Genomic DNA, 24,575 nt, shown 5'->3' with positions numbered 1-24,575 from the left:
GGGGTGCTGTTTACGGGCCGTCCCGCCCACGGTTTGGGGGGCGGGGGGGGGCGGGCGGGGGGCGGTACCACACCCCCCGGCCCCCGCCTCTGACGGCTCGTCCGCCCCCGGGGATCACGGCATCACCGCTTCAGCGTGTCACTGCTCGGCGGTCCACTTGTCCCAGTCCATGTTCCAGCCGTTGAGGCCGTTGTCAGGCTGGATGGTCTCGTCCTTGGAGTTCTTGATCTCGACGACGTCGCCGACGATCGAGTGGTTGAAGAACCACGCGCCCGGGGTGTCCGGATCGCCGCCGCCCTTCGCGTCGAAGAGGCCGACACAGCCGTGGCTCAGGTTGGCCCGCCCGAACTGGGACTGGGCCGTCCAGTAGTTGCCGTGGATGAACGTGCCCGAGGTGCTCAGCCGCATGGCGTGGGGGACGTCCTTGATGTCGTACCCGCCCGAGCCCTCGTCGCGCCCGAAGCCCACGGTCTGGCCGTCCATCCGCGTCACCTTGAGGCGCTCGCTGATGACCATCTTGCCGTTGTACGTGGGGTTCGAGGGGCTGCCCGAGCTGATCGGAAGGGTCTTGATCTTCTTGCCGTCGCGGGTGACGGTCATGGTCTTCTTCTCCGCGTCGACGACGCTGACCTGCTTGCGTCCGACGGTGAACTCCACGGACTTCTTCTGCGTGCCGTAGACCCCGTCGGCGCTCTCGACGCCGTTGAGGTCCAGATCGAGGGTGACCTTCGTTCCCGCCGCCCAGTACTCCTCGGGGCGGAAGTCCAGGCGCTGGTCGCCGAACCAGTGGCCCTCGACGTCGACCTCGGGCTCTGCGGTGACGGAGATCGCGTCCTCCACCGCGTCGCGGTCCTTGATGGCGCGGTCGAAGTTGATGGACACGGGCATGCCCGCGCCGACCTTGTCGCCGTCGTCCGGGGTGAAGTGGCCGATGAACTTGTTCTTGGGGGTGAGCGTCGTGAACGTGGAGCGCTCGGTGGTCTCGCGGCCCTCGCTGTCACGGGCGGCCGCGTCCACGGTGTACTTCGTGTCCGTCGTCAGATGGGAGTCCGGCTCCCACGACGTGCCGTCCTCGGCGATCTCCCCCTTGACCGGCTCGCCCTTGGAGTCGGCGACCTCGACCTTGGTCAGCTTCCCCTTGGCTGCCGTCACCTTGAGCGCGTCGTTCGTCGCGACGCCGTCGGCGCCGTCCTTGGGCGCGATGCTCACGACCGCCTTCGACGGGGTCTCGCTCGCTTCCTTGCCCACCTGCTGGTCGGCTCCCGCGTCTCCGCTGCCGCCGCCGCAGGTGGTGAGCACCAGCAGCAGCACGACGACCAGCACCGCGAGTCCCGCGGCGGAACCCCCTATGACCTGAGCACGGCGCTCCCCCGGTATCGCCTCAAGAGACAGTTTTCCCCTGGCGATGGCCTTCAGATCCAAAACGGGCTACTCCCCTCGCACGGCCCGCGCACCCGCGTGCGCCCCCGACGCGCGACACGCGCGTATGCGTTGTTAGATAACCACACCCCGGTGGCAGGCGGGTCCCCCGCGATTGTCACCGTTCCGTCGCAGTTTCGGGAGGGTCGGCGGGAGGCTGTGGGAGCGCGACGGGTCAGCGCAGCGCCGAACCGGCCCGCCAGGACGCCCAGTCCATGTTCCAGCCGCCGAGCCCGTTGTCGGGCGCGACGGTGCGCTCGTCGGAGCCCCGTACCTCGATCACGTCGCCCACCAGCGAACCGCGGAAGAAGGTACCGGCGGGCGAGCCGGGGCTGCCGCCCTTGGTGTCCCGCAGGCCCACGCAGCCGTGGCTGACGTTGGCGGAGCCGAACGTGCTCTTGGGCGCCCAGTAGTTGCCGTGCAGGAAGGTGCCGCTGTCGGTGAGGCGCATGGCGTGCGGCACGTCCTCGATGTCGTACTCGCCGCCGAAGCCGACCGTGCGCCCGTTCATGCGCGTCACGTCGAACTTCTCGCTGACGACCATGCGCCCGTTGTACGTCGGGTTGCCGGGCGCGCCCGCCGTGACCGGCACCCGGTCGGCCACCGCGCCGTCGCGCAGCACCGTCATGGTGTGCCGGGCCGCGTCCACGACGCTGCGCTGGTCACGGCCGACGGTGAAGTGGACGCGCTTGTGCTGGACCCCGTAGACGCCCGGTGCCGCCTTCACGTCGCGCAGCCGCAGGTCGAGGGTGACGCGGGTGCCGGGGCGCCAGTACGTGCGCGGGCGGAAGTCGAGGCGGGAGCGGCCGAACCAGTGCGGGGCGATCTCCACGCCCGGCTCGGCGCGCACCGTGATCGCGCGCTCGACGGCGGCGCGGTCGGCGACGGGCCGGGTGAAGTCGATGGACGGGATCATTCCGGTGCCCACCGTCTGCCGGTGCTCGGGGGTGAAGAAGCCGATGAAGCGGTGCTCGGGCACCTGCGTCCTGAAGGTGGTGTGCCGGGCCGTGCGGCGGCCGTCTCCGTCGAGCGCGACGACGTCCACCGTGTACTCGCTGGCCAGCGCCAGTTTCCCGGCCTCCTCGGCGGGCCGCCAGACGCGCCCGTCGCCGGAGAGGCGTCCTGGCAGGGCGCGCCGCTGCGCGTCGCCCTTGCGCAGGACGCGTACGCGCTCGAGCCGCCCCTCGCGTACGGAGACCTCCAGGGGCCCTGCGGCGCGCACGCCCCTGGCCTCGTCGTGCGGGGTCACCCGGATGGACCGCGCGGACGGCTTCCCGTCGGCGGCGACGCCGCAGGCGGCGGAGAGGGCGCAGACGGACGCGGCGAGGACCGCAGACAGCCACTTACGGGGCGTGCGGAAGCGCCCTCGCGCGGGTTCCGCGCCCTTCGCACCGCTCGCACCGCCGCCGCACTCCGACCACTCCATCGCCGCGCACCCCCGCGAGATCGCCGTTTGCGGGGACCAACGACCGTACTCCGTCCGGGAAACGAATCGATCACGCGTGTGAGCGGGGTGTCCCTTTCGGGAAGAATCGGGGCGAGGACCGCAGACCAGCGCCCGGCCGGGACGCCGCGCGCCCGTGGTCCGACCGAGCCGCGAGCCGCGGGAGGCAGCCACGTGTCGCACGCACCGGAGCAGGGAGCACCGGCCGACGGGCTGGCTGAGGGGCTGGCCGGTGCCCCGTCACCGCCACGGTCCAACGGCCACGGCTCCCCCGCAGCGCGCCCCCCGGACGGCGGAGGGCCCGCGTCCGCTCCGGCGTCCCCGTGGGCCCCTCGGTGGGAGCCGGGCGCCGTCGCGGGCCACGGCGCCGTGTGGCCAGGGAGCCCGCAGCCGCTGGGGGCCCGCCACCACATCGGACCCGACGGCGTGGCGGGCACGAACTTCGCGCTGTGGGCGGGCGGCGCCGAGGCCGTCGAGCTGTGCCTCTTCGACGAGCTGGGCGCCGAGACGCGCCGCCCGCTGGCCGAGCTGACCCACGAGATCTGGCACGGCTTCGTGCCGGGGGTGCGCCCCGGGCAGCGGTACGGGTACCGCGTCCACGGGCGCTGGGACCCGTGGACGGGGGCGCGCTGGAACCCGGCGAAACTGCTGCTCGACCCGTACGCGCGCGCCGTCGACGGCGATTTCACGCTGCCGCCCGAGGTCTACGGGCATGTGCGCGACTGGCCGCAGCAGGACCTGGCCGACACCGTGCGCGACGGCCACGACTCGGCCCCCCACGTCCCCAAGGGCGTCGTCGTGGACGACGACGACGCGTGGGACGACGACCGCAGGCCGAAGACCCCGTGGGCCGACTCGGTCCTCTACGAACTGCACGTGCGCGGGTTCACGCTGCGCCATCCGGACGTCCCCGAGGAGCTGCGGGGCACGTACGCGGGGCTGGCGCACCCGGCCGCGATCGGGCATCTGACGCGGCTGGGCGTGACGGCCGTGGAGCTGCTGCCCGTGCACCAGTTCGCGCACGAGGACCATCTGCTGCGCCGGGGGCTGCGCAACTACTGGGGCTACAACTCGATCGGGTACTTCGCGCCGCACGCCGCGTACGCCGCCAGCGGTACGCGCGGCCAGCAGGTGGGCGAGTTCAAGCGGATGGTGCGGGCGCTGCACGCGGCCGGGATCGAGGTCGTCCTGGACGTGGTCTACAACCACACGGCCGAGGGCAGCGAGAACGGGCCGACGCTGTCGCTGCGCGGCATCGACAACCGCGGCTACTACCGGCTGGCGCCCGACCCGCGCCGCTACGCCGACTACACCGGCTGCGGAAACACCCTCCACGTGGTGCAGCCCCAGACGCTGCGGCTGATCACCGACTCGCTGCGCTACTGGGTGCAGGAAATGGGCGTCGACGGATTCCGCTTCGACCTCGCCTCCGCGCTGGCCCGCTCCATGCACGACGTGGACATGCTCTCCCCGTTCCTGGCCGTCATCGCCCAGGACCCCGTGCTGCGGCGCGTGAAGCTGATCGCCGAGCCCTGGGACGTGGGCAGCGGCGGCTATCAGGTGGGCGCCTTCCCGCCCCTGTGGACGGAGTGGAACGACCGCTACCGCGACACCGTCCGCGACTTCTGGCGGGGCGCACTGCCCGACGTACGGGACCTGGGCTACCGGCTCTCGGGGTCGAGCGATCTGTACGCCTGGGGCGGCCGGCGCCCGTACGCCTCCGTCAACTTCATCACCGCGCACGACGGCTTCACGCTGCGCGACCTCGTCAGCTACGAGACCAAGCACAACGAGGAGAACGGCGAGGACAACAGGGACGGCACCGACGACAACCGGGCCTGGAACTGCGGCGCCGAGGGCGAGACCGGGGACGCGGCCGTGAACGCCCTGCGCCGCGGGCAACTGCGGGCGATGCTGACGACGCTGCTGCTGTCCACGGGCGTGCCGATGCTGGTCGCGGGCGACGAGATGGGGCGCACGCAGGGCGGCAACAACAACGCCTACTGCCAGGACGGCGCGACGAGCTGGGTGGACTGGTCGCTGCTCCGGGACGGCGGCGACGGGAGCGGCGCGGGCGGGGGCGACGGGGGTGGCTGGGGGGAGCTGTTCGCGCTGACGTCGCGGCTGCTGCGGCTGCGGCGCGAGCACCCCGTACTGCGGCGCAAGGCGTTCTTCTCGGGCCGCCCGCACGGTCCCGAGGGGCTGCGGGACCTGGCGTGGTTCACGGGGAGCGGCGAGGAGATGACGGAGCCCGACTGGTTCAGGCCCAGCAGGACGCTGGGGATGTTCCTCTCCGGGCGCGACATTCCGCAACGCGACGCGAAGGGGGCGCCCGTGCGGGACGACAGCTTCCTGTGCGTGCTGCACGCCGAGCCGGAGGCGGGCGCGTTCACGCTGCCGGGGCCGCCGTGGGGGCGACGGTACGAGCTCGCCGTCGACACCTCACGCGAGGACCAGACGGAGCCGCCCGGGACGGTGCACGAGGCCGGCGAGGTGCTTCCGCTTCCGGCGCGCTCGGTGCGGTTGCTGCGGGTGCGGTAGGAGCTTCAGGGGCGCTGGAGGACGGGGCGCCCGGCCGTTAATCCTGTGGACGGGGCGAGGGGGCCGCACCACACTGACGGCCTTGTGACCGCTGCCTCCCCCTCCTCCCCCTCCCCGCCGGCCTCGTCCGCGTCTCCCCCGTCGCTTCCCGGGCCCGTTCCGTCCGGGCCGCCCGGCAGGCTCTGGTCGCGCGACTTCCTGCTCTTCTTCACCGCGCGGGCCGTCGCCAAGCTCGGCGACGCGATGCTGCCGATCGCCCTGTCGGCCGGGCTGCTCCGGCACGGGCACGGCCCCGGTGCGATCGGCGGGGCGCTGGCCGTCTTCACGGTCTGCTTCGCTGGCTTCGTCGTCTTCGGCGGGGTCTTCTGCGACAGGTTCGACACGCGTGCGCTGATGGTCGGCTCGGATCTGGTGCGGGTGGGGACGCAGGGGCTGGCCTCGGTGCTGTTCCTCACGGGACACGTGGTGCTGTGGCAGATCTGTGTGATCGGCGCTGTCAACGGGATCGCCGCCGGACTGTTCCAGCCCGGGGTCGCCAGCACGGTCCCGCGGGTGGCCCGCGACATCCAGGCCGCCAACGGCGCCGTCCGCACCGCCGAGTCCATGGCCATGCTCGCCGGGCCCGCGCTGGCGGGCCTGCTGGTCGCCGTCGCTTCGGCGGGCGGCGTCTTCGCGGCGCACGCGGCGACGTACGCGCTCAGCGCCCTGTGCCTGACGCTGCTGCGGATGCCGCGCGACGTGCCGGGGGCCGCGGAGGCTGCTGGGGAGGCCCGGAGCAGCTACCGGGCCGATCTCGTCGAGGGCTGGCGGGAGTTCAGGGCGCGCACCTGGATGTGGGGCGTCATCGTCATCTGGATGGTCTACATGATCACGACGACGGGACCGCTGGTGCCGCTGGGCGCTTCGGAGATCATCCCGTCGCTGGGCGCGGGCGCGTACGGACTCGTCAACTCGGCCCTCGGCGCGGGCACGGCGCTCGGAGGGCTGCTCGCCATGCGGATACGGCCGCTGCACCAGCTCCGCGCGGGCTCCGTCGCGATGTTCGGGTCCTGCTTCTTCCCGGCCGCCGTGGGCGCGCATCTGCCGCTGCCGCTGATGATGAGCGGGGCCGCGCTGTCCGGTGCGGCGATGGGGTTCTGGGGCGTGATGTGGGCCACGAGCGTGCAGACGCAGGTGCCGGGCCCTGTGCTGAACCGCATCCACGCGTACGAGGTCGCGGGCTCACTCTCGATGCTGCCCGCCGGCCAGGCCCTCGCCGGCCCCGCGGCGCAGTTCCTGGGGGCGCGGACCGTGCTGCTGCTGGGCGGGGCAATGGCGCTCGTCGTCTCGGCCGCGCTGCTGTCCGTCCCCGCGATCAGGAACCTGCGTCGGGCGTCGGCCGCCGGGTGACGGGCGACGGGCGACGGGTGTCAGATGACGGATGACGGATAACAGGTAACAGATGACAGATGACCCGCGTCAGATGACAGGCGGCCGTCCGAGCCGGGTCATGCGCCATACCGTCCGCCAGCGCATCGGCCTGCGCTCCCCGCACGGGGTCTGCACCCCCTCGGCGAAGCCGCCCGCCCAGGCCCGCAGCCCCACGAGGGAGCGCGTGCGCAGCAGGGTCAGCAGCGTCCAGGTGCCGAGGTAGACGGGGATGAGCGGGAGCGGGAGGTTCCGGCGGGCGAGCCAGACGCGGTTGCGCGCGGTCATCCGGTAGTAGATGGCGTGCCGCGCGGGCGAGGTGCGCGGGTGCTGGAGCAGCAGTTCGGGCGCGTAGCGGACCTTCCAGCCCGCGTCGAGCGCGCGCCAGGCGAGGTCCGTCTCCTCGTGGGCGAAGAAGAACTCGTCGGGCCAGTCGCCGGTCTCCTCCAGCATGCGCGTGCGCAGCGCGTGGCCGCCGCCGAGGAACGTCGTGGTCAGGCCGCCGCGCATCGGGTCGCGCGAGCGCAGGCGCGGGACGTGGCGGCGCTGTGTGTGCCCTGTCTCGTCGGCGATGCGGAAGCTGAGGACGCCGAGTCCCTGGTCGTGCGCCATCAGGTCCTGGATGCGGCCGAAGACGTCGCGGCCGACCAGCAGCCCGTCGTCGTCCAGGTCGATGACGACGTCGACGTCTCCGTGGGCGAGCAGCGCGTCGAGCGCCGCGTTGCGCCCGCCGGTGACGCCGAGGTTCTCGTCCAGCTCGACCTTGGTCACCGGGGGCAGGGTCGCGGGGAACTCCGGCAGGGGCGTGCCGTTGCCGACGACCACGACGCGCGTCGGCCGTACGTCCTGCTCGGCCACAGAGCGCAGCAGCGCCTCCAGCTCGCGGGGCCGGTTGCCCATGGTGATGACGGCGACCCCCAGCCGCGGCCTCCCCTGGGGCTCGGGGCGCTGGACGCGGCTGCGCTGCTCGGGCTGGGGCTGGGCGTACGCGGTCATGGACGGATGCTAGTTGTTCACCGTTCCCGCCACCGCACGGCATGCCGCGTTCAGACGCGGGTGTCCGGGATGCCATGCGGACGGGCGGCGCGCGGGTACGGACCGCGGGCGCGCACAGGTGTCGCGGGGAGCGCGCGGGGAGCGAAAACGGTGGTGAGGGGGCGCGGGCGGGGCCGGGGGAACGGGCCGGGAAAACCGGATGAGCGTTGTCAGTGGCGGTCCGTACTCTCGTGAATCGTGACTGCCACAGCCGCCAGCAGCCCCTTACCGGACGGAGCGCCGCCCGGTGCTTCCGCGTCCCCGTCCGTGTCCCCGTCCGCGCCCGTCGCTGCCGAGGGACGGCGCTCGGCCGTGCGTTCGCTGGTGCGGCTGTGGCCGTATGTGCGGCCGGTGCGGGTGCGGCTGATGTCCGCCGCGCTCGTGGGTGTCGTCGCCTCGTGCATGGGGCTCGTGATCCCGCTGGTGCTCAAGTGGATCGTGGACGGGCCCGTCGCCGCGCGGGACGCGGGAGGGGTGTGGCTGGGCGGGGCCCTGCTCCTCGCGGTGGGTGTGGCGGAGGCGGTCCTGTTCGGGCTGCGCCGCTGGCTGGTGGCCAGGCCGCTCGCGGGCGTGGAGGCCACGATGCGGGCGGGGCTCTACGAACGGCTGCAACGCCTGCCCGTCTCCTTCCACGACCGCTGGGCCAGCGGGCAGCTCCTGTCGCGCGCGACGACGGATCTCCAGTTGCTGCGGATGTTCTTCGCCTTTCCCCTGACGTTCCTGCTGGTCAACGGCGCCACGATCCTCGTGGGCTGCGCGATTCTGCTGATGCAGCAGTGGGTGCTGGGGCTGGTGCTGCTCGGGCCCGTGATCCCGCTGGTGGCGCTGTGCTCCGTCTTCGAGACGCGGTACGCGGTGGCGGCACGTCGCGCGCAGGACCAGGTCGGGGATCTGACGACGGTGGTCGAGGAGGCCGTTCTCGGGATACGGATCATCAAGGGCTTCGGCCGTCACCGCAGCCAGGCCCGCGCCTTCCGCGTCCTCTCGGAGCGGCTGCTCGGCACGGAGCTGCGCAAGGCGAGGCTGCTGGCGGGCATCTGGGCGCTGGTCATGACGCTGCCCGAGATCGCCATCGGCGCCGCGCTGGTGCTGGGCACGCTCCAGGTGGCGGACGGGGAGCTGTCGGCCGGGACCCTGGTCGCCTTCCTGTCCACGGCGCTGGCGCTGCGCTGGCCCGTGGACTCGATCGGGTTCCTGCTGGCGATGAGCAACGAGGCGGCGACGGCCGCCGACCGCTTCTTCGAGGTCATGGACGCGCCCCTGCCAGCGGACGCGCCCGCGCCCGCGCACACGGGTGTGAGCGCGCGTGGGAACGAGGAGGCGGACGGCGGGCTGCGGTTCGACGGGGTGGGCTTCCGCTATCCCGACGCGGCGCCCGGCTCCCCCGCCACGCTCGAACGCGTCGATCTGCACATACGCCCCGGCGAGACCATGGCCCTGGTCGGCGGCACGGGCAGCGGCAAGACGACACTCGCCGCGCTCGTGCCCCGGCTCCACGAAGCCACCGCCGGACGGATCACGCTCGACGGCGCCGACATCGCGGACATGCCACGGGACGTGCTGCGCGCACGGGTGGCCGTCGCCTTCGAGGAGCCGACGCTCTTCTCGGCCTCCGTGCGCGAGAACGTGCTGATGGGCGCCTCGGACGACGGGAGGGAGACGGACGAGGAACGGGCCGGGGAGGAGGAGGCGTTGGCGCGGGCGCTGCGGGTCACGCGGGCCGACGGCTTCGTCGGCGCGCTCCCCGAGGGCGCCGACACCCAGGTCGGCGAGCAGGGGCTGAGCCTCTCCGGCGGACAGCGGCAACGGCTGGCGCTCGCGCGCGCCGTGGTCGGGCGGCCCCGGTTCCTCATCCTGGACGACCCGCTCTCCGCGCTGGACGTGCACACGGAGGCGGCGGTCGAGGCCGCGCTGCGCGAGGTGCTGGCCGGCACCACCGCGCTCGTCATCGCGCACCGGCCCTCGACGGTCCAACTGGCCGACCGCGTGGCGCTGCTCTCTGGCGGACGCGTCACGGCCGTGGGCACCCACCACGAACTGCTGCGGAGCAACACGGAGTACCGCCATCTGATGTCCGGCGAGGAACACGACGAGGACGACAGGGACGAGGGGGAGCGTTGACCAGCACCGTACGCGGCGCGAACGCGCACAGCGCCGAAGAGGACCCCCGCCCCGGCACGGACACGGACACGGACAACGTCACCGTCCGCCGACCCGACACGGGAAACAGCACCGACACCGGCACGGGAACCGGCACCCGCACGGGCGCAGGGACCGGCGCCGGGACCAGCACGGACACCGGAACCGGCACCAGCCATGTCAACACCCGCCGCACCGGCACGGGAACCGGCACCGGCACGGGCACCCCCACGTCCAGCCCCGGCGCAAGCACAGGCACCGCGCACACGCCCGAGCCCCACCCCGCCCCCAACCCCGCTCCCGCCGCCGACGATCCCTTCACCCGGGACGTCCTCCCCGCGCCCCCGGGCGCCTCGCGGAAGCTGCTCGGGTCGCTCCTGCGCCCGCGGCGCGGGCGCGTGGCCGTCGCGGCGCTGCTGCTGTTCCTCCAGCAGGCCGCCGTCCAGGCGGGCCCGCTGCTCGTCGCGTTCGCCATCGACCGCGCCGTCCCCGCCCTGCGCGACCACGAGGACTCCGGCCCGCTCCTGGCCGTCGGAGCCGCCTATCTCCTCTGCGCGCTCGCGTCCGGCGGCTTCCAGCACGCCTTCATCCTCGCCGCGGCCCGCATCAACCAGGGTGTGCTGCTGGAACTGCGCGCGCGCATATACCGGCACGCGCAGGCCCTCAGCGTCGACTTCCACGACCGCTACACCTCGGGGCGCCTCATATCCCGCGCCACGACGGACGTCGAGTCGCTGCGCGAACTCCTCGACGAGGGGCTTCAGGAGCTGCTCGCCGTGCTGCTGTCCACGGTCTACATCCTCGCGATGCTGCTCTACCTGGACGCCGGTCTCGGCGGTGCCGCGCTGTTCTCCTTCCTGCCGCTGTCCCTGCTCATGCGGAACTTCCACCACCGTTCGCTGCGCGTCTACCGCACGAAGTCGACGGCCATCGCCTCCATCATCGTGAAGTTCGCCGAGACGATGAACGGCATACGCCCCGTGCAGTCCTTCCGCCGCGAGCGCGCGAACGACGCCGTGTTCGCGCGGCTCAACGGCGCGCACCGCGAGGTCAACGGCGCCGCCATCCTGGAGACGGCGCGCTATGTGGTGTGCTCGCGCCTCGTCGCCAACGTCGCCCTCGCCGCGCTCGTCATCTGGGGCGCCTACCGCGTCGCCTCGAACGGCCTCGCACTGGGGGTGCTCGCCGCGGCGGCGCTGTACCTGCGACGGCTGTACGACCCCATCGACCGGCTGAGCGTCTTCCTCAACTCGTACCAGTCGGCCGCCGCCTCGCTGGAGAAGATCGCCGGGCTGCTGGCCCAGACGCCGTCCGTGCCCGAGCCCGCCGAGCCCAGTCCGCTGCCCCCGCGCGACGCCGCACGCCCCGGCCGCGAGGTGGTCTTCGACGGCGTCCGCTTCACCTACCGCACGGGCGGCGAGGTGCTGCCCCGCTTCGATCTGACGCTGCCCGCCGGGCAGACCGTCGCCGTCGTCGGCGCGACGGGAGCGGGCAAGTCCACCCTCGCCAAGCTGCTGGCCCGCTTCTACGACCCGTCGTCGGGCCGGGTCCTCCTCGACGGCACCGATCTGCGCGACCTGGACACGCCGACGCTGCGCGCCGGGGTCGTCATGGTCACCCAGGAGGCGTTCCTCTTCTCCGGGACGGTCGCCGAGAACATCGCCATCGGCCGCCCTGACGCCACCCGCGCCGAGATCGAGCACGCCGCGAAGTCCATCGGCGCCCATGACTTCATCGCCGCACTGCCCGACGGCTACGACACGGACGTCCGCAAGCGGGGCGGGCGCATCTCGGCGGGGCAGCGGCAGCTCGTGGCCTTCGCGCGGGCGCTGCTGGCCGACCCGTCCGTGCTGATCCTCGACGAGGCGACGTCCTCGCTCGACGTCCCCGGCGAGCGCGCCGTGCAGCGCGCGATGGCGACGGTGCTGCGGGGCCGTACGGCCGTGGTCATCGCGCACCGGCTCTCCACCGTGCTGATAGCGGACCGGGTGCTGGTGATGGAGGACGGGCGGATCGTGGAGGACGGCGCGCCGGACGCGCTCATCGCGGGCGGCGCGAACGGCAGAGGCGCGAACGGCAAGGGCGGCGCGGACGGCACGGGCGCCGCGGGCAGCGCGAACGGCACAGGCGAGGGCCGCTTCGCCGGGCTGCACCGGGCCTGGCGGGACAGCGTCTCTGATCAGCTAAGTGATCCCATGTGAACCGTAGGGTTCGACGTGGGATCTGCCCACTTGGGCGGGGTGGCGTGAGCGTGGAGATGGAATCCCGCGCCGAGTGCTGCTCCGCGTGGCCGGTGGCCGGTGGTGGGTGTGCTGATCGCGGTCACGCCCTGGTGCCGGTGGGCTGCGCGGGGCAGCCAGGTCCGGCTCGTTGGTGCGTGTCCCTCCGGACGCTTTCCGGCCGGACCCGAAGGTCTGGCCGGGGAGGGAATCCCACGTCGCCTGGGCGCGGGACGGTTGGCTCGTGACCGGGTGGGGCCGGTCTTGGGGACCGGTCGGTCCGGCTGGTCTTCTCGGTGGCCGTGATGACGGCTTTGGTCTCCATCGTGTCCACGACCTTGCGGATCACCATGGTGTTGCTGGTCTTGTCCACGACGGTTTTGGTCTGATGGGTGAGGCCGCGTGCGGCGATACGCTGCCACGCGCCCTGGTCGCGGTCGCCCTGCCACCGGCAGGACGGGCAGACGGCCCATTTCCAGCCGGAGACGGTGGGCCTGTCCGGGGCCTTGCGGTGCCGCAGTGGGGTGAGGCAGTGCGGGCAGTGCTTGGACGTGTTTGCCGGGGGCACGGCCACCACGGCGATGCCGACTTCGGCGGCGAGGTGCCGCACACGGTCAGCGATCCGCCCACGCACGGTCTGGGACATGCGGGTGTTCTGCGTGCGGTCCGTGCCGCCCGCTTCCATCGACCGCAGGTCTTCCAGACAGATGACCGTCGCCCTCGCCGCAACGGCTTGGTCTACGGCTCAACGGGCAGCGGCCCAGGCCAATGCGTCGTTGAGGTGGGAGCGACGCCCCGAGACGCGCCGGATCTCTTCCGCCAGCACGGCTCGCTTCGCCTCCAAGACGGGGCCGGCGAGACGCGTGTACTGGGCGGTCTTGGCGTGCAGCCGCTCGGACTGCTTCCGCAGACGGTACTGCTTGGCGAGCACACCGCAGGCGCGGAACTGCGCGCCCGCGCCAAGGGCAGTGATCCGGCCGTCGTCGTGCAGGCGGGCAGCGCCCGCGCTGAGGAGCGTGTTGAGACCCCAGTCCACACCGAGCGCGACAGTGTGCCCGCAGCGCTGGGCTTTGGGGACGGGGTGGGTGTAGGCAAGGTCGACCCGCACCTTTCCGCCGACGACACGCAGGGTCGGCAGGTGCACAACGGCGTTCGCGGGGACCGTGGGCGGCAGCGTGATCGTGCACGCCACCCACGACCAGTGCGCGTACTGCTGCGGATCGGGCCGGGCGGGTAGCTGCAACCGCAGCAGAACCCTCGCCGGCTCGGTCCCGGACCGCTCGATCGACGCCTGTTGCCCATCACAGGCGGCCAGCAACAGCATCCGCGCGGCACGGGGAGCCGGTTCCAGCTCGAACACATCAGCCGGGAGACGGCCGTTCTTGCGTTTGAAGTCGGTGATCTGCCGGGTGCGGGAGCGGATCACGCTCGATGGCAGGTGCTCCCCACCGGGGATCGCGGCACGCACCGCTTCCCACTCGGTTTCGGTGCGCTTGTTCGGATCAACGGGCCAGGTAGCCAGGATTCCGGCGGCCGCATCGGCGCGCCACTTCACCGACCGCAGCAGGCGCCCGGTCTGCTCCTGCGCGGCACGCACCATCCGGTCGTTGACCTTCGCGTCAGAACTGACGGTCCAGCCGAGACGCCGCAGCGCCATCCACGCGTTCGTCGGCAGCGTACGGCCTCCGGGATCCACCCCGGCCCGCCAGGGTGTCCACGTCTGCGGTGTTCCAGTGCTGACCGAGCAGGGAGGCAACCATGCCGGTCACCAGATCGGCGCACCAGCCGACACGCTCCACCACAGCGGCACCGGTGAGGAGTTCGCCGGTCTTCTCGTCCACCTCGCGGCGGACCAGGACGCGGGCGCACGCGGTACGGGAAGTCTCGCCGTCGGCGAGCGGCAGCTTACGGCTCACTCGACACGGCCCCACGCGCTGCACTGTCCCGACTCGGCCAGCAGGCGACGCCGGTTGTCCGCACTACGCATCCCGTACAGCCGCCCGGCGAACGTCGTCGCCAGCGAGACGAAGTCTTCGAGGAGTTCGTCCCGGCCGCCGGGCTTCTTGGGGTGCAGCACCTCAACGGTGACGCCGTACACGGCGAACAGCCGCTTGAGCCAGCCGATCCCGAAACGAGCCAACCGATCCTCATGCGTCACCCGCACCACGGTCACAGAACCGTCCGAGACCATCGCGATCACCCGGTTCAAGCCGGGCCGGTCCTCCTTCAAGCCGGAGCCGCGATCCTTGATGACCTCGACGACCGTCCCGCTCGAGCTGGCCCGCAACTCGGCCTCCTGTGCCTCCAGCGAGGACCCCTGCCCTGACGGGCCGGACACCCGCACATACAGCAGCTCAAGGCGCGGACGGGAAGTCGAGGAGTCGCTGCCGCGCTTCATGTTCTCCACGTCCACCGAGGAGAACCGACGCTCACGCCCGACCCAGATGAACGGGATCTTGCCGTCCAACGCCCACTGGCGAAGCGTCATCGGGTGTACCCCGAGACGCTTCGCAGCCTTGGACATGCGCAGCAACTCCATACCCGCAACCATATAGGCACAACACTAGGGATAACTAAGGAAGCTGCTGAACCTGTCCAGGTCGTGACGGTCGCACGGCGGCACGCGGCCACGCCTGCGGCGCGGCGGAGGCCACGGCTCCGCCGCGCCGCAGGTCAGGGAACCGTTGATTCCGCCGCGCGGCGCCACGCGTGACCGTCAGGTTCGCTCAGCGGACACCGTTTTTTCGTCAACGGACGACTTCTGGCCAACTTTGCGTCACTCCGGTGCCACGGACAGCCCTTCGGTGCCACTCTTCCCTCGCTGTGCACGGCGCCTCAACTCCCCCCACGCGCCCCCGGTCCGCAGTGTCGCGTCCGGGAAGCTCCACCAGTTCTGCACCACCCCCCGCAGAAGGAGTTCAGCGTGAGACACAGACCCCGTCAGCGCCTTGCCGCGGCCGGAGCGGTCGTCGCCGCCTCGGCGATGCTCACCCTCGGCCTTCAGGCCCACGCCACAGCGGCGGGCGAAGGCACGAAGGCCCCGGCCGCCAAGGCCGACCCCGGCGCCCTCCCCGTCAAGCTCTCCCCCTCCCAGCGCGCGGAGCTGATCCGCGAGGCGGACGCGGCCGAACCGGCCACCGCGAAGGCCATCGGTCTCGGCGGCAAGGAAGAGCTGAAGGTACGGGAAGTCGTCAAGAACGCCGACGGCTCGACGCACACCCGCTACGAGCGCACGTACGACGGACTCCCCGTCCTCGGCGGCGATCTCGTCGTGCACGAGACGAAGTCCGGTGAGACCACCGGCGTCACCAAGGCCACGAAGGCGGAGATATCCGTCTCCAGCACCGAGGCTCCCGGCGCGCACAAGCCCGCCAAGTCCAAGGCCAAGGGCAGCACCGCGCCCCGCAAGGTCCTGTGGGCGGCCGAGGGGAAGCCCGTACTCGCCTGGGAGAAGGTCGTCGGCGGCACCCAGAAGGACGGCACCCCGAACGAGCTGCACGTCATCACCGACGCGAAGACGGGCGAGAAGCTCTTCGAGTACCAGGCCGTGCACAACGGCACGGGCAACAGCCAGTACAGCGGCCAGGTCACCCTGGGTACCGCGGGCTCGGGCAGCCAGTATTCGCTGACGGACACGGCGCGCGGCAGCCACAAGACGTACAACCTCAACCGGGGCACCTCCGGCACCGGCACCCTCTTCACCGACGCCGACGACGTCTGGGGCGACGGCACCCCGTCCAACACCCAGACAGCGGGCGTGGACGCGCACTACGGCGCGGCCCTCACCTGGGACTACTACAAGAACGTGCACGGCCGCAGCGGCATCCGCGGCGACGGCGTGGGCGCCTACAGCCGGGTCCACTACGGCAACAACTACGTCAACGCCTTCTGGCAGGACTCCTGCTTCTGCATGACGTACGGCGACGGCTCGGGCAACAGCAAGCCGCTGACCTCCATCGACGTCGCGGCCCACGAGATGACGCACGGCGTCACCGCCGCCACGGCCAAGCTCGTCTACAGCGGCGAGTCCGGCGGCCTCAACGAGGCGACGTCCGACATCTTCGCGGCGGCGGTCGAGTTCAACGCCAACAACGCGAAGGACGTCGGCGACTACTTCGTCGGCGAGAAGATCGACATCAACGGCAACGGCACGCCGCTGCGCTACATGGACAAGCCGAGCAAGGACGGCGCGTCGAAGGACAACTGGTACTCGGGCATCGGCGGGGTCGACGTCCACTACTCGTCCGGTGTCGCCAACCACTTCTTCTACCTGCTGTCCGAGGGCAGCGGCCAGAAGGTCGTCAACGGGGTCTCGTACGACTCCCCGACGTACGACAACCTGCCGGTCACCGGCATCGGCCGCGCGGCGGCCGAGAAGATCTGGTACAAGGCGCTGACCGAGCGCTTCACCTCCAACACCAACTACGCGGCGGCCCGCACCGGAACCCTCCAGGCCGCGGCCGACCTGTACGGGCAGGACAGCACCCAGTACAACGCCGTCGCCCACGCCTGGGCAGCCGTCAACGTCGGCAGCCGTCCCGGTGGCGAGGAGCCGCCGCCCAGCGGCAACGAGAACACCACCGACTACCAGATCCCGGACCCGGGCAGCGTCGAGTCCCCCGTCACCATCGACAAGGCGGGCAACGCCTCCGCGACGACCTCCGTGGCCGTCGACATCGTCCACACCTACCGCGGTGACCTGCGCATCGACCTCGTCGCGCCGGACGGCACGGCCTACCGCCTCAAGAACACCAGCGCCTCCGACTCGGCGGACAACGTGAAGACGACGTACACCGTCAACGCGTCCTCGGAGGTCGCGAAGGGCACCTGGAAGCTGAGGGTGACCGACATCTACAACTCCGACTCGGGCTACATCAACTCCTGGAAGCTCACCGCGTAACACAGCACCAAGCACCCCCGCCCGAACCGAAGGCCGCGTCCGCTATGTGGGCGCGGCCTTCGTGTCAACGAACGAAATCCGGTCATCGTCCGAGGAGTACCGACAGAAACCGGTGACATGTACATACCTGCGGTGGCAGTCTGCCTCCGTGCCGTACACACGTACCACTCGGCACGCACATGTCCCACCCGCATCACCGTTCCACCGTTCTGCCCGGACAGCGGCCCCTGAACGCGGTCGCGTCCGGCCCCCCACGGCAGAAGGAGCCACCGCGTGCGACACCTCAACAAGAAGCAGCGCGTCACCCGGCTTTCCGGGGCGCTCGTCGCCACCGCCGCGCTGGTCGCGGCGGGCGTCACGGCGGGCACGGCCAACGCCGGGCCCAGCCCCCAGGAGTCCGCCTTCCAGCAGGGCGCGCTGCCCGCGCAGCTCTCCGCCAGTCAGCACGCCGACCTCGTCAAGACGGCCGACGCGCCCGCCGCGAAGGCCGCCGACGCCGAGGCGCTCGGGCTGGGCCCGAAGGAGAAGCTGCACGTCAAGGACGTCATCAAGAACAAGGACGGCGCCACCCACACCCGTTACGAGCGCACGTACGACGGGCTCCCCGTCCTCGGCGGCGACCTCGTGGTCCACAAGGCGAAGTCCGGGAAGCGCACGGGCGTCACCAAGGCCACCAAGGCCGAGATCACCGTCGCGAGCACGACGGCCGCGGCCTCCGAGAAGCCCGAGACGCCGAAGGCGAAGGGCAGCGAGGCCCCCCGCAAGGTGGTCTGGGCGATGGACGGCGAGCCCACCCTGGCGTGGGAGACGGTCGTCGGCGGCACCCAGAAGTCCGGCGCCCCGAACCGGATGCACGTCATCACCGACGCCTCCTCCGGCAAGAAGCTCTTCGAGTTCCAGGGCATCCAGGAGGGCACGGGCGAGAGCCAGTACAGCGGCTCCGTCGAGCTGGGTACCGAGGGTTCCGGCAGCTCCTACACGCTCACCGACACCGCACGCGGCGGCAACACCACCACCGACCTCGCGAACGGCGAGAGCGGCGACGGCGAGCTGCTGACCGACGACGACGACAAGTGGGGCGACGGCACAGCGGCCGACAAGCAGACGGCCGGGGTCGACGCGCACTACGGCGCGGGCGTGACCTGGGACTACTTCAAGGACGTGCACGGCCGCGAGGGCATAGCGGGCGACGGCAAGGGCGCGGCGAGCCGCGTCCACTACGGCGACAACTACGTCAACGCCTTCTGGGACGACTCCTGCTTCTGCATGACGTACGGCGACGGCGAGGGCAACAAGAGCCCGCTGACCTCCGTCGACGTCGCGGCCCACGAGATGTCGCACGGCGTCACCTCGACCACGGCGGGACTGGTCTACGCGGGCGAGTCCGGCGGCCTCAACGAGGCGACCTCCGACATCTTCGCCGCCGGGGTCGAGTTCAAGGTCAACAACAAGACCGACGTGCCGGACTACCTCGTCGGCGAACGGATCGACATCAACGGCGACGGCACGCCGCTGCGCTACATGGACGAGCCCAGCAAGGACGGCAACTCCCTCGACTACTGGGACTCCAACGCCGGGGGCGTGGACGTCCACTACTCGTCCGGTATCGCCAACCACTTCTTCTACCTGCTGTCCGAGGGCAGCGGCGAAAAGGAGCTGAACGGGGTCAAGTACAACTCCCCGACGGCCGACGGCTCCAAGGTGGAGGGCATCGGCATCGAGAAGGCCGAGAAGATCTGGTTCAAGGCCCTCACGGAGTTCATGACATCCAACACGGACTACAAGGGGGCGCGTGAGGCCACGGTGAAGGCCGCGAACGGGCTCTTCGGCGAGGGCAGCGCCGAAACGAAGGCCGTAGAGGCGGCCTGGACGGGCGTCAAGGTGAGCTGACGCTCCCCGTCCACCCCCTGAAACGCCGTGCCGGGCCCTTTCCCCGGCACGGCGTTCCGACTTCTCCGGCACGGCGTTCCGACTTCTCCGGCACGGCGTTCCGACGCGCAACCCGGGTTGCGGAACGCCTGCCCACAACGGTGAAGGCCACCGGGCCGAGGTCGGCCACGTTCCTGGGAGGGGACGTGGTGGGGTGTCCCCGCAAGTGGTGGCGACGAGTGCCGGGGGAAAGCCGCACACGAGACCCGCACTTGTCGCCGCCCGAGGAGACACCCCGGCGCGGCACCGACCCCACCCACACAGCGCCCCCGCGCCTCGTGCCGCGGCACAAAAACCAGCGGGGGCCCTACGGCACCCACCTGAGAGGCCAGCCGTCCCGCGCAACACCCCCGTGAAGGGGCCGAAGCCCAAGGCGAGCCCCCCCCACACACAAGAGCCGCACCCAAAAACGCCGCCCAGCCCAACCGCCACAACCCTTACCTCATCAGCAACCCCGCCGCCTCCCCCGAGACGGACGCCGCGTCGTCTTCCGGTGGCGCCGCGACCAGGCCGAGTTCGGCGGGTGAGGCCAGCAGCCGGTGTGCGGGCAGGATGCGGACCGTGTACCCGAAGGGCCCCGTACGGTCGAGTGCGAGCGGACCCTCGTACAGCCAGCGCCCCTCCAGGTCCGGCCCCGACGTCGGCTTCAGCGGCACCCGTACCGCATCCGCCCCGGTGATGCGGTCCGACTCGTCCACCCGGCCCGCGACCGCCTGGACCTCCACATCCCCGGGCTCCAGCCCTCCGAGCGCGACCCGCACCCGCAGCGCGAGCGCCGTGCCCAGCTCCATGGCGTCGCCCGCCACCCCCGGCGTGCCGGTCGCGTCCACGGGCCCGGCCGGTCCCGTGGACTCGACGTGGTCCACCGCGACGTGCGGCCACACGTCGCGGACCCGTGCCTTCCACGCCGCCAGTTCGCGCGCGACCCCCGCCCCCAGCTCGCGCTGCGCCCGCGCGGCGGGCGCGTAGAGCCGGTGCGTGTAATCGCGCACCATGCGGTCGGCCTGGAGCTTGGGCCCGAGCCGGGAGAGCGTCTGACGGACCATCTCGATCCAGCGCTCGGGCAGCCCCGTGCCGCTGCTGCCCCGGTCGTAGAAGGCGGGCGCGACGTGGTCCTCGACCAGTTCGTAGAGCGCGGCGGCCTCGATGTCGTCGCGCCGTTCCTCGTGGGAGGCCGCCGCACCGTCCGCGCTGGGGACGGCCCACCCGAAGTCCGGCTCGTACCACTCGTCCCACCAGCCGTCGAGCACGGAGAGGTTGAGGCAGCCGTTGAGCGCGGCCTTCATTCCGCTCGTGCCGCACGCCTCCAGTGGGCGGAGGGGGTTGTTCAGCCAGACGTCGCAGCCCGGGTAGAGCTTCTGGGCCATCGCCATGCCGTAGTCGGGGAGGAACACGATCCGGTGGCGTACGCGCGGATCGTCCGCGAAGCGGACCAGTTCCTGGATGAGGCGCTTGCCGCCGTCGTCGGCCGGGTGCGCCTTGCCCGCCACCACGATCTGGACGGGCCGGGTGGGGTGGAGCAGCAGTTCCATCAGCCGGTCGCGGTCGCGCAGCATGAGGGTGAGCCGCTTGTACGAGGGGACGCGGCGCGCGAAGCCGATGGTGAGCACGTCGGGGTCGAGCACCCCGTCGACCCACCCCAGCTCGGCCTGTGCCGCGCCGCGCTGGCGCCACGAGGCGTGCAGCCTGGCGCGCACCTCGTGGACGAGCTGTTCGCGCAGGGTGCGCCGCAGCTCCCACAGCTCCGCGTCGGGCAGCAGATACGGCTCGCCGGGGACGTCGGGGGCCACCCAGGTGGCGGCGTGTACGCCGTTGGTGATGGAGGCGATGGGCACCTCCCCGGCGTCGAAGCCCGGCCAGAGCCCGGCGAACATGCCACGGCTGACGGAGCCGTGCAGGGTGCTGACGCCGTTGGCGCGCTGGGCGAGGCGCAGGCCCATGACGGCCATGTTGAAGAGGTTGGCCTCGCCGCCCGCGTAGCTCTCCATGCCGAGCCGCAGGATGTCCTGGACGTCGAGTCCGGGCAGTTCGCCGTCCTCGCCGAAGTGGCGTGCGACGAGTTCGCGGTCGAAGCGGTCGATGCCCGCGGGGACGGGGGTGTGGGTGGTGAAGACGTTGCCCGCGCGTACGGCCTCGACGGCGGCGTCAAAGTCCAGCCCCTCTCCCCCGCCCCCCTCGCCCAGCTCGCGGATGCGCTCCAGGCCGAGCAGCCCGGCGTGTCCCTCGTTCGTGTGGAAGACCTCCGGCTGGGGGTGGCCCGTCGCCGCGCAGTACGCGCGCACGGCGCGCACGCCGCCGATGCCGAGCAGCATCTCCTGGAGCAGCCGGTGTTCGCTGCCCCCGCCGTAGAGCCGGTCGGTCACGTCGCGCTCGGTCGGCGCGTTCTCCTCCACGTCGGAGTCGAGGAGGAGCAGCGGGACGCGGCCGACGCGCGCGTGCCAGACGTGGGCGTGCAGCGAGCGCCCGCCGGGGAGCCGGAGCGCGACGCGCACGGGTCTGCCGTCGGCGTCGCGCAGCGTCTCCAGCGGCAGCTCGTCGGGGTCGAGGAGGGGGTAGTGCTCCTGCTGCCAGCCGTCGCGGGACAGGCTCTGCCGGAAGTAGCCGTGCCGGTAGAGGAGGCCGACGCCGATGAGGGGGACGCCGAGGTCGCTGGCGGCCTTGAGGTGGTCCCCGGCGAGGATGCCGAGGCCGCCGCTGTACTGCGGGAGCGCCGCTGTGATGCCGAACTCGGGGGAGAAGTAGGCGACGGCGCGCGGCAGTTCGCCGCTCTCTCCCTGGTACCAGCGCGGCTCGGACAGATAGTCGTGGAGGTCTCCGCTGACGACGGCGAGCCGCCGCAGGAAGCCTCGGTCGGCGGCCAGGCTCTCCAGCCGCTCCGGGGGTACGGAGCCCAGCATCCGTACCGGGTCACCGCCCGCGGACTCCCAGGCGGCCGGGTCGACGGCCTGGAACAGCTCACGGGTCTCGGAGTGCCAGGACCAGCGCAGATTGCGCGCCAGCTCGCTGAGCGGCCTCAGGGGTTCGGGAAGGACGGGGCGCACGGAGAATCGACGAATGGCCTTCACATCTCGACGGTAGCGGCGCGATGCCGACGATTACGCCCCTTCCTCGCGATTCTCTGGCGATTGTGTACAACTTCCACCCGGTCATCTCCGCCGGTCAGACCGGTCGGTCCCCCGTACGGGGGTGCGCCGGGGCACCCGGATGACGCCCGCGCCCGGCCGCGCCCCCTCCCCGGCAACCGGCAACCGGCAACCGGCAACCTTTCCCGGCCCGGCGGCGACAGCGGTGCGAAACACCCCCGTCATCCCCGACCCCGCACCGTCCCCAGGAGGCAACCGTGGACTCCCCCCGCACCGGACCCCCTACCGGCCGCCGTACCGGCCACGCAGGACAGCGCGGGCGAAGAGCCCGCCGCCGCGCCATGGCAGCGGCCGTAGCGGCGGGCGCCGTCATCGCCGCAGGGCTGACCGCCTTCTCGCACGCGGCCACGACCGGCGCCGAGGACGCCGCCGGAGGCGGCACGGGCACCCGCGCGGCGACGGCAGCCGCCGTGCAGGCGGAGGCGCTGGACCGAGGCGTCGTGAGCGTGCGCAGCGGGGACGGCAACCTCGTGAGCTGGCGCTGGCTGGGCACCGACCCCGACAACGTGGCCTTCAACGTCTACCGGGGCAGCACGAAGGTGAACTCCTCGCCCGTCACGGGCAGCACCAACCTGCTCGACAAGGGCGCCGCCGCGGGCTCGGACTACACCGTCGCCGCCGTCGTGAACGGTACGGAGCAGAGCAGGTCGGCCGTCGGGAAGAAGTTCACCAGCGGCTATCTGGACGTGCCGCTCCAGCCCCCGGCGGGCGGCAGCGGCTACACGTACGAGGCCAACGACGCCTCCGTGGGCGATCTCGACGGCGACGGTGATCTCGACCTCGTCCTCAAGTGGCAGCCGACGAACGCCAAGGACAACTCCCAGTCGGGCACCACGGCCAACACCCTCGTCGACGGCTACACGCTGGAGGGCCGGCGGCTGTGGCGCATCGACCTGGGGCGCAACATCCGCTCGGGCGCGCACTACACGCAGTTCCAGGTGTACGACTACGACGGGAACGGGCGTGCCGAGGTCGCCATGAAGACGGCGGACGGCACGAAGGACGGCCGGGGCACGGTCATCGGCAGCTCCAGCGCCGACCACCGCAACAGCAGCGGCTATGTGCTGTCGGGCCCCGAGTTCCTGACGGTCTTCGACGGCGCGAACGGCGCGGCGCTGGACACCGTCGACTATGTGACGGCGCGCGGCGACGTCTGCGCGTGGGGCGACTGCTACGGCAACCGCGTGGACCGCTTCCTCGCGGGCACCGCCTATCTGGACGGGCAGACGCCCTCGCTGGTGACGGCGCGCGGCTACTACACCCGGTCCACGCTCTCCGCCTGGAAGTTCTCCGGCGGGCAGCTCACCCGCCAGTGGACGTTCGACTCGAACAGCTCCACCAACGCGGGCAAGGGCTACGACGGCCAGGGCAACCACAGCCTGTCGGTCGGCGACGTGGACCAGGACGGCAAGGACGAGATCGTCTACGGCGCGATGGCGGTGAACGACAACGGCGCGGGCCTGTGGACGACGAAGCTCGGGCACGGCGACGCGGGGCACCTCGGCGACCTGGACCCGTCCCGCTCGGGGCTCGAATACTTCAAGGTCTCCGAGGACTCCTCGAAGCCCAGCTCCTGGTTCGCCGACGCGCGCAGCGGCCAGGTGCTGTGGCAGACCTCGGCGGGCGGCGACAACGGGCGCGGCGTGGCGGGCGACATCTGGCCGGGGAGCGACGGCGCCGAGATGTGGTCGGCGGCCGACGGCTCCCTCCGCGACGAGGGCGGCGGCGCGAAGGGCCGCAAGCCCTCCAGCATCAACTTCCTGTCCTGGTGGGACGGTGACCCGGTGCGGGAGCTGCTGGACGGCACGCACATCGACAAGTACGGGACCGGCTCGGACACCCGGCTGCTGACGGGCTCCGGTGTGCACTCCAACAACGGCACCAAGGCGACTCCTTCGCTCTCCGGCGACCTCCTCGGCGACTGGCGCGAAGAGGTCGTGTGGCCGACGTCGGACAACTCGGCGCTGCGGATCTACTCGACGCCGCACGAGACGAACCAGCGCGTGACGACGCTGCTGCACGACCGCATGTACCGGACGGGCCTGGCCTGGCAGAACACCGCCTACAACCAGCCGCCGCACCCCAGTTTCTTCATCGGCGCGGGCATGCCCACACCGCCCCGCCCCACCCTGACCACACCCAAGGGGTGAGACGCGGACCGTATACGGCCCTTGAGGCCGCCGCGCAAGAGGAACCCGCCCCGCCGCCGCACCTGGTCGCGGGGCGGGTTCGCGCCATGCTGTTTCTCCGTACGACCAGGTACTTCCGCCGCCGTCAGCTACGTACTAGTAGTTCATGTTGAGGCGGATTGCCCTCCCATGTCCCTTGGGCAGGCTCCCGACAGGTTTCTCCGGCTCCCCCGGCGCCACGCCCCCACCCGAGTGAACGCGTACAGGAGC

Annotated in this window: 15 protein-coding genes; 7 read left to right on the top strand and 8 right to left on the bottom strand. The window is 71.8% G+C overall.

What is annotated here, in order from left to right; translation table 11 throughout:
• Positions 1-138: 138 nt before the first annotated feature.
• Positions 139-1,422 carry a L,D-transpeptidase gene (locus ACWGJ2_RS18690; RefSeq protein ID WP_453347210.1) on the bottom strand — a complete coding sequence of 428 codons (1,284 nt, stop codon included), beginning with the start codon at positions 1,420-1,422 and terminating at the stop codon, positions 139-141.
• Positions 1,423-1,594: 172 nt separating this feature from the next.
• Positions 1,595-2,845, bottom strand: coding sequence for an Ig-like domain-containing protein (locus tag ACWGJ2_RS18685; protein ID WP_453347209.1), 1,251 nt, complete (start codon positions 2,843-2,845; stop codon positions 1,595-1,597).
• Between the two features lie 192 nt (positions 2,846-3,037).
• Here ACWGJ2_RS18685 and glgX point away from each other — a divergent pair, with 192 nt between their 5' ends.
• Together glgX and ACWGJ2_RS18675 are read left to right on the top strand one after the other, a co-directional pair.
• Positions 3,038-5,404, top strand: a complete 2,367-nt coding sequence (gene glgX / locus ACWGJ2_RS18680; RefSeq protein ID WP_453347208.1) for a glycogen debranching protein GlgX — start codon at positions 3,038-3,040, stop codon at positions 5,402-5,404.
• An 84-nt stretch (positions 5,405-5,488) separates the two neighbouring features.
• Positions 5,489-6,793, top strand: coding sequence for an MFS transporter (locus ACWGJ2_RS18675; protein WP_453347207.1), 1,305 nt, complete (start codon positions 5,489-5,491; stop codon positions 6,791-6,793).
• A gap of 69 nt (positions 6,794-6,862) precedes the next feature.
• On the opposite strand, the gene ACWGJ2_RS18670 is transcribed toward ACWGJ2_RS18675, so the two are convergent.
• A complete protein-coding gene (locus ACWGJ2_RS18670; protein ID WP_453347264.1) occupies positions 6,863-7,711 on the bottom strand; it encodes a glycosyltransferase family 2 protein in 849 nt (282 codons plus the stop codon).
• Positions 7,712-8,212: 501 nt separating this feature from the next.
• Between ACWGJ2_RS18670 and ACWGJ2_RS18665 the strand changes: the two genes are divergently transcribed.
• Together ACWGJ2_RS18665 and ACWGJ2_RS18660 are read left to right on the top strand one after the other, a co-directional pair.
• Positions 8,213-9,967 carry an ABC transporter ATP-binding protein gene (locus tag ACWGJ2_RS18665; RefSeq protein WP_453347263.1) on the top strand — a complete coding sequence of 585 codons (1,755 nt, stop codon included), beginning with the start codon at positions 8,213-8,215 and terminating at the stop codon, positions 9,965-9,967.
• Positions 9,964-12,186, top strand: a complete 2,223-nt coding sequence (locus ACWGJ2_RS18660; protein WP_453347206.1) for an ABC transporter ATP-binding protein — start codon at positions 9,964-9,966, stop codon at positions 12,184-12,186. The genes ACWGJ2_RS18665 and ACWGJ2_RS18660 overlap by 4 nt, the downstream gene beginning before the upstream one ends.
• Before the next feature lie 121 nt (positions 12,187-12,307).
• Here the strand turns inward: ACWGJ2_RS18660 and ACWGJ2_RS18655 are convergent, their stop codons facing one another.
• From ACWGJ2_RS18655 to ACWGJ2_RS18640, 4 genes are all read right to left on the bottom strand, one after another.
• Positions 12,308-12,850, bottom strand: coding sequence for a zinc ribbon domain-containing protein (locus tag ACWGJ2_RS18655; protein WP_453347205.1), 543 nt, complete (start codon positions 12,848-12,850; stop codon positions 12,308-12,310).
• A 99-nt stretch (positions 12,851-12,949) separates the two neighbouring features.
• Positions 12,950-13,861, bottom strand: coding sequence for a hypothetical protein (locus ACWGJ2_RS18650; RefSeq protein ID WP_453347204.1), 912 nt, complete (start codon positions 13,859-13,861; stop codon positions 12,950-12,952).
• Positions 13,824-14,120: a hypothetical protein gene (locus ACWGJ2_RS18645; RefSeq protein WP_453347203.1), complete on the bottom strand. Its 297-nt coding sequence runs from the start codon at positions 14,118-14,120 to the stop codon at positions 13,824-13,826. Before ACWGJ2_RS18645 ends, ACWGJ2_RS18650 begins: the two co-directional genes overlap by 38 nt.
• On the bottom strand, positions 14,117-14,743 hold the full coding sequence (locus ACWGJ2_RS18640; RefSeq protein ID WP_453347202.1) for an IS607 family transposase: 627 nt from the start codon (positions 14,741-14,743) through the stop codon (positions 14,117-14,119). Before ACWGJ2_RS18640 ends, ACWGJ2_RS18645 begins: the two co-directional genes overlap by 4 nt.
• 384 nt (positions 14,744-15,127) lie before the next feature.
• Here ACWGJ2_RS18640 and ACWGJ2_RS18635 point away from each other — a divergent pair, with 384 nt between their 5' ends.
• Together ACWGJ2_RS18635 and ACWGJ2_RS18630 are read left to right on the top strand one after the other, a co-directional pair.
• Positions 15,128-17,104, top strand: a complete 1,977-nt coding sequence (locus ACWGJ2_RS18635; protein WP_453347201.1) for a M4 family metallopeptidase — start codon at positions 15,128-15,130, stop codon at positions 17,102-17,104.
• A gap of 273 nt (positions 17,105-17,377) precedes the next feature.
• Complete coding sequence (locus tag ACWGJ2_RS18630) at positions 17,378-18,994, top strand: M4 family metallopeptidase (RefSeq protein ID WP_453347200.1); 1,617 nt, start codon at positions 17,378-17,380, stop codon at positions 18,992-18,994.
• A gap of 476 nt (positions 18,995-19,470) precedes the next feature.
• On the opposite strand, the gene glgP is transcribed toward ACWGJ2_RS18630, so the two are convergent.
• The gene (gene glgP, locus ACWGJ2_RS18625) at positions 19,471-22,098 is read right to left on the bottom strand and encodes an alpha-glucan family phosphorylase (RefSeq protein ID WP_453347199.1); all 2,628 of its coding nucleotides are present in this window, start codon (positions 22,096-22,098) and stop codon (positions 19,471-19,473) included.
• A 359-nt stretch (positions 22,099-22,457) separates the two neighbouring features.
• On the opposite strand from glgP, the gene ACWGJ2_RS18620 reads away from it, so the two are divergent.
• Positions 22,458-24,326: a rhamnogalacturonan lyase gene (locus ACWGJ2_RS18620; protein WP_453347198.1), complete on the top strand. Its 1,869-nt coding sequence runs from the start codon at positions 22,458-22,460 to the stop codon at positions 24,324-24,326.
• Positions 24,327-24,575: the final 249 nt, after the last annotated feature.

Source organism: Streptomyces sp. NPDC054796, from assembly GCF_053611545.1.
Note: the sequence above shows the minus strand (reverse complement) of the source record. Positions and strands in the feature narration are given on the sequence as shown.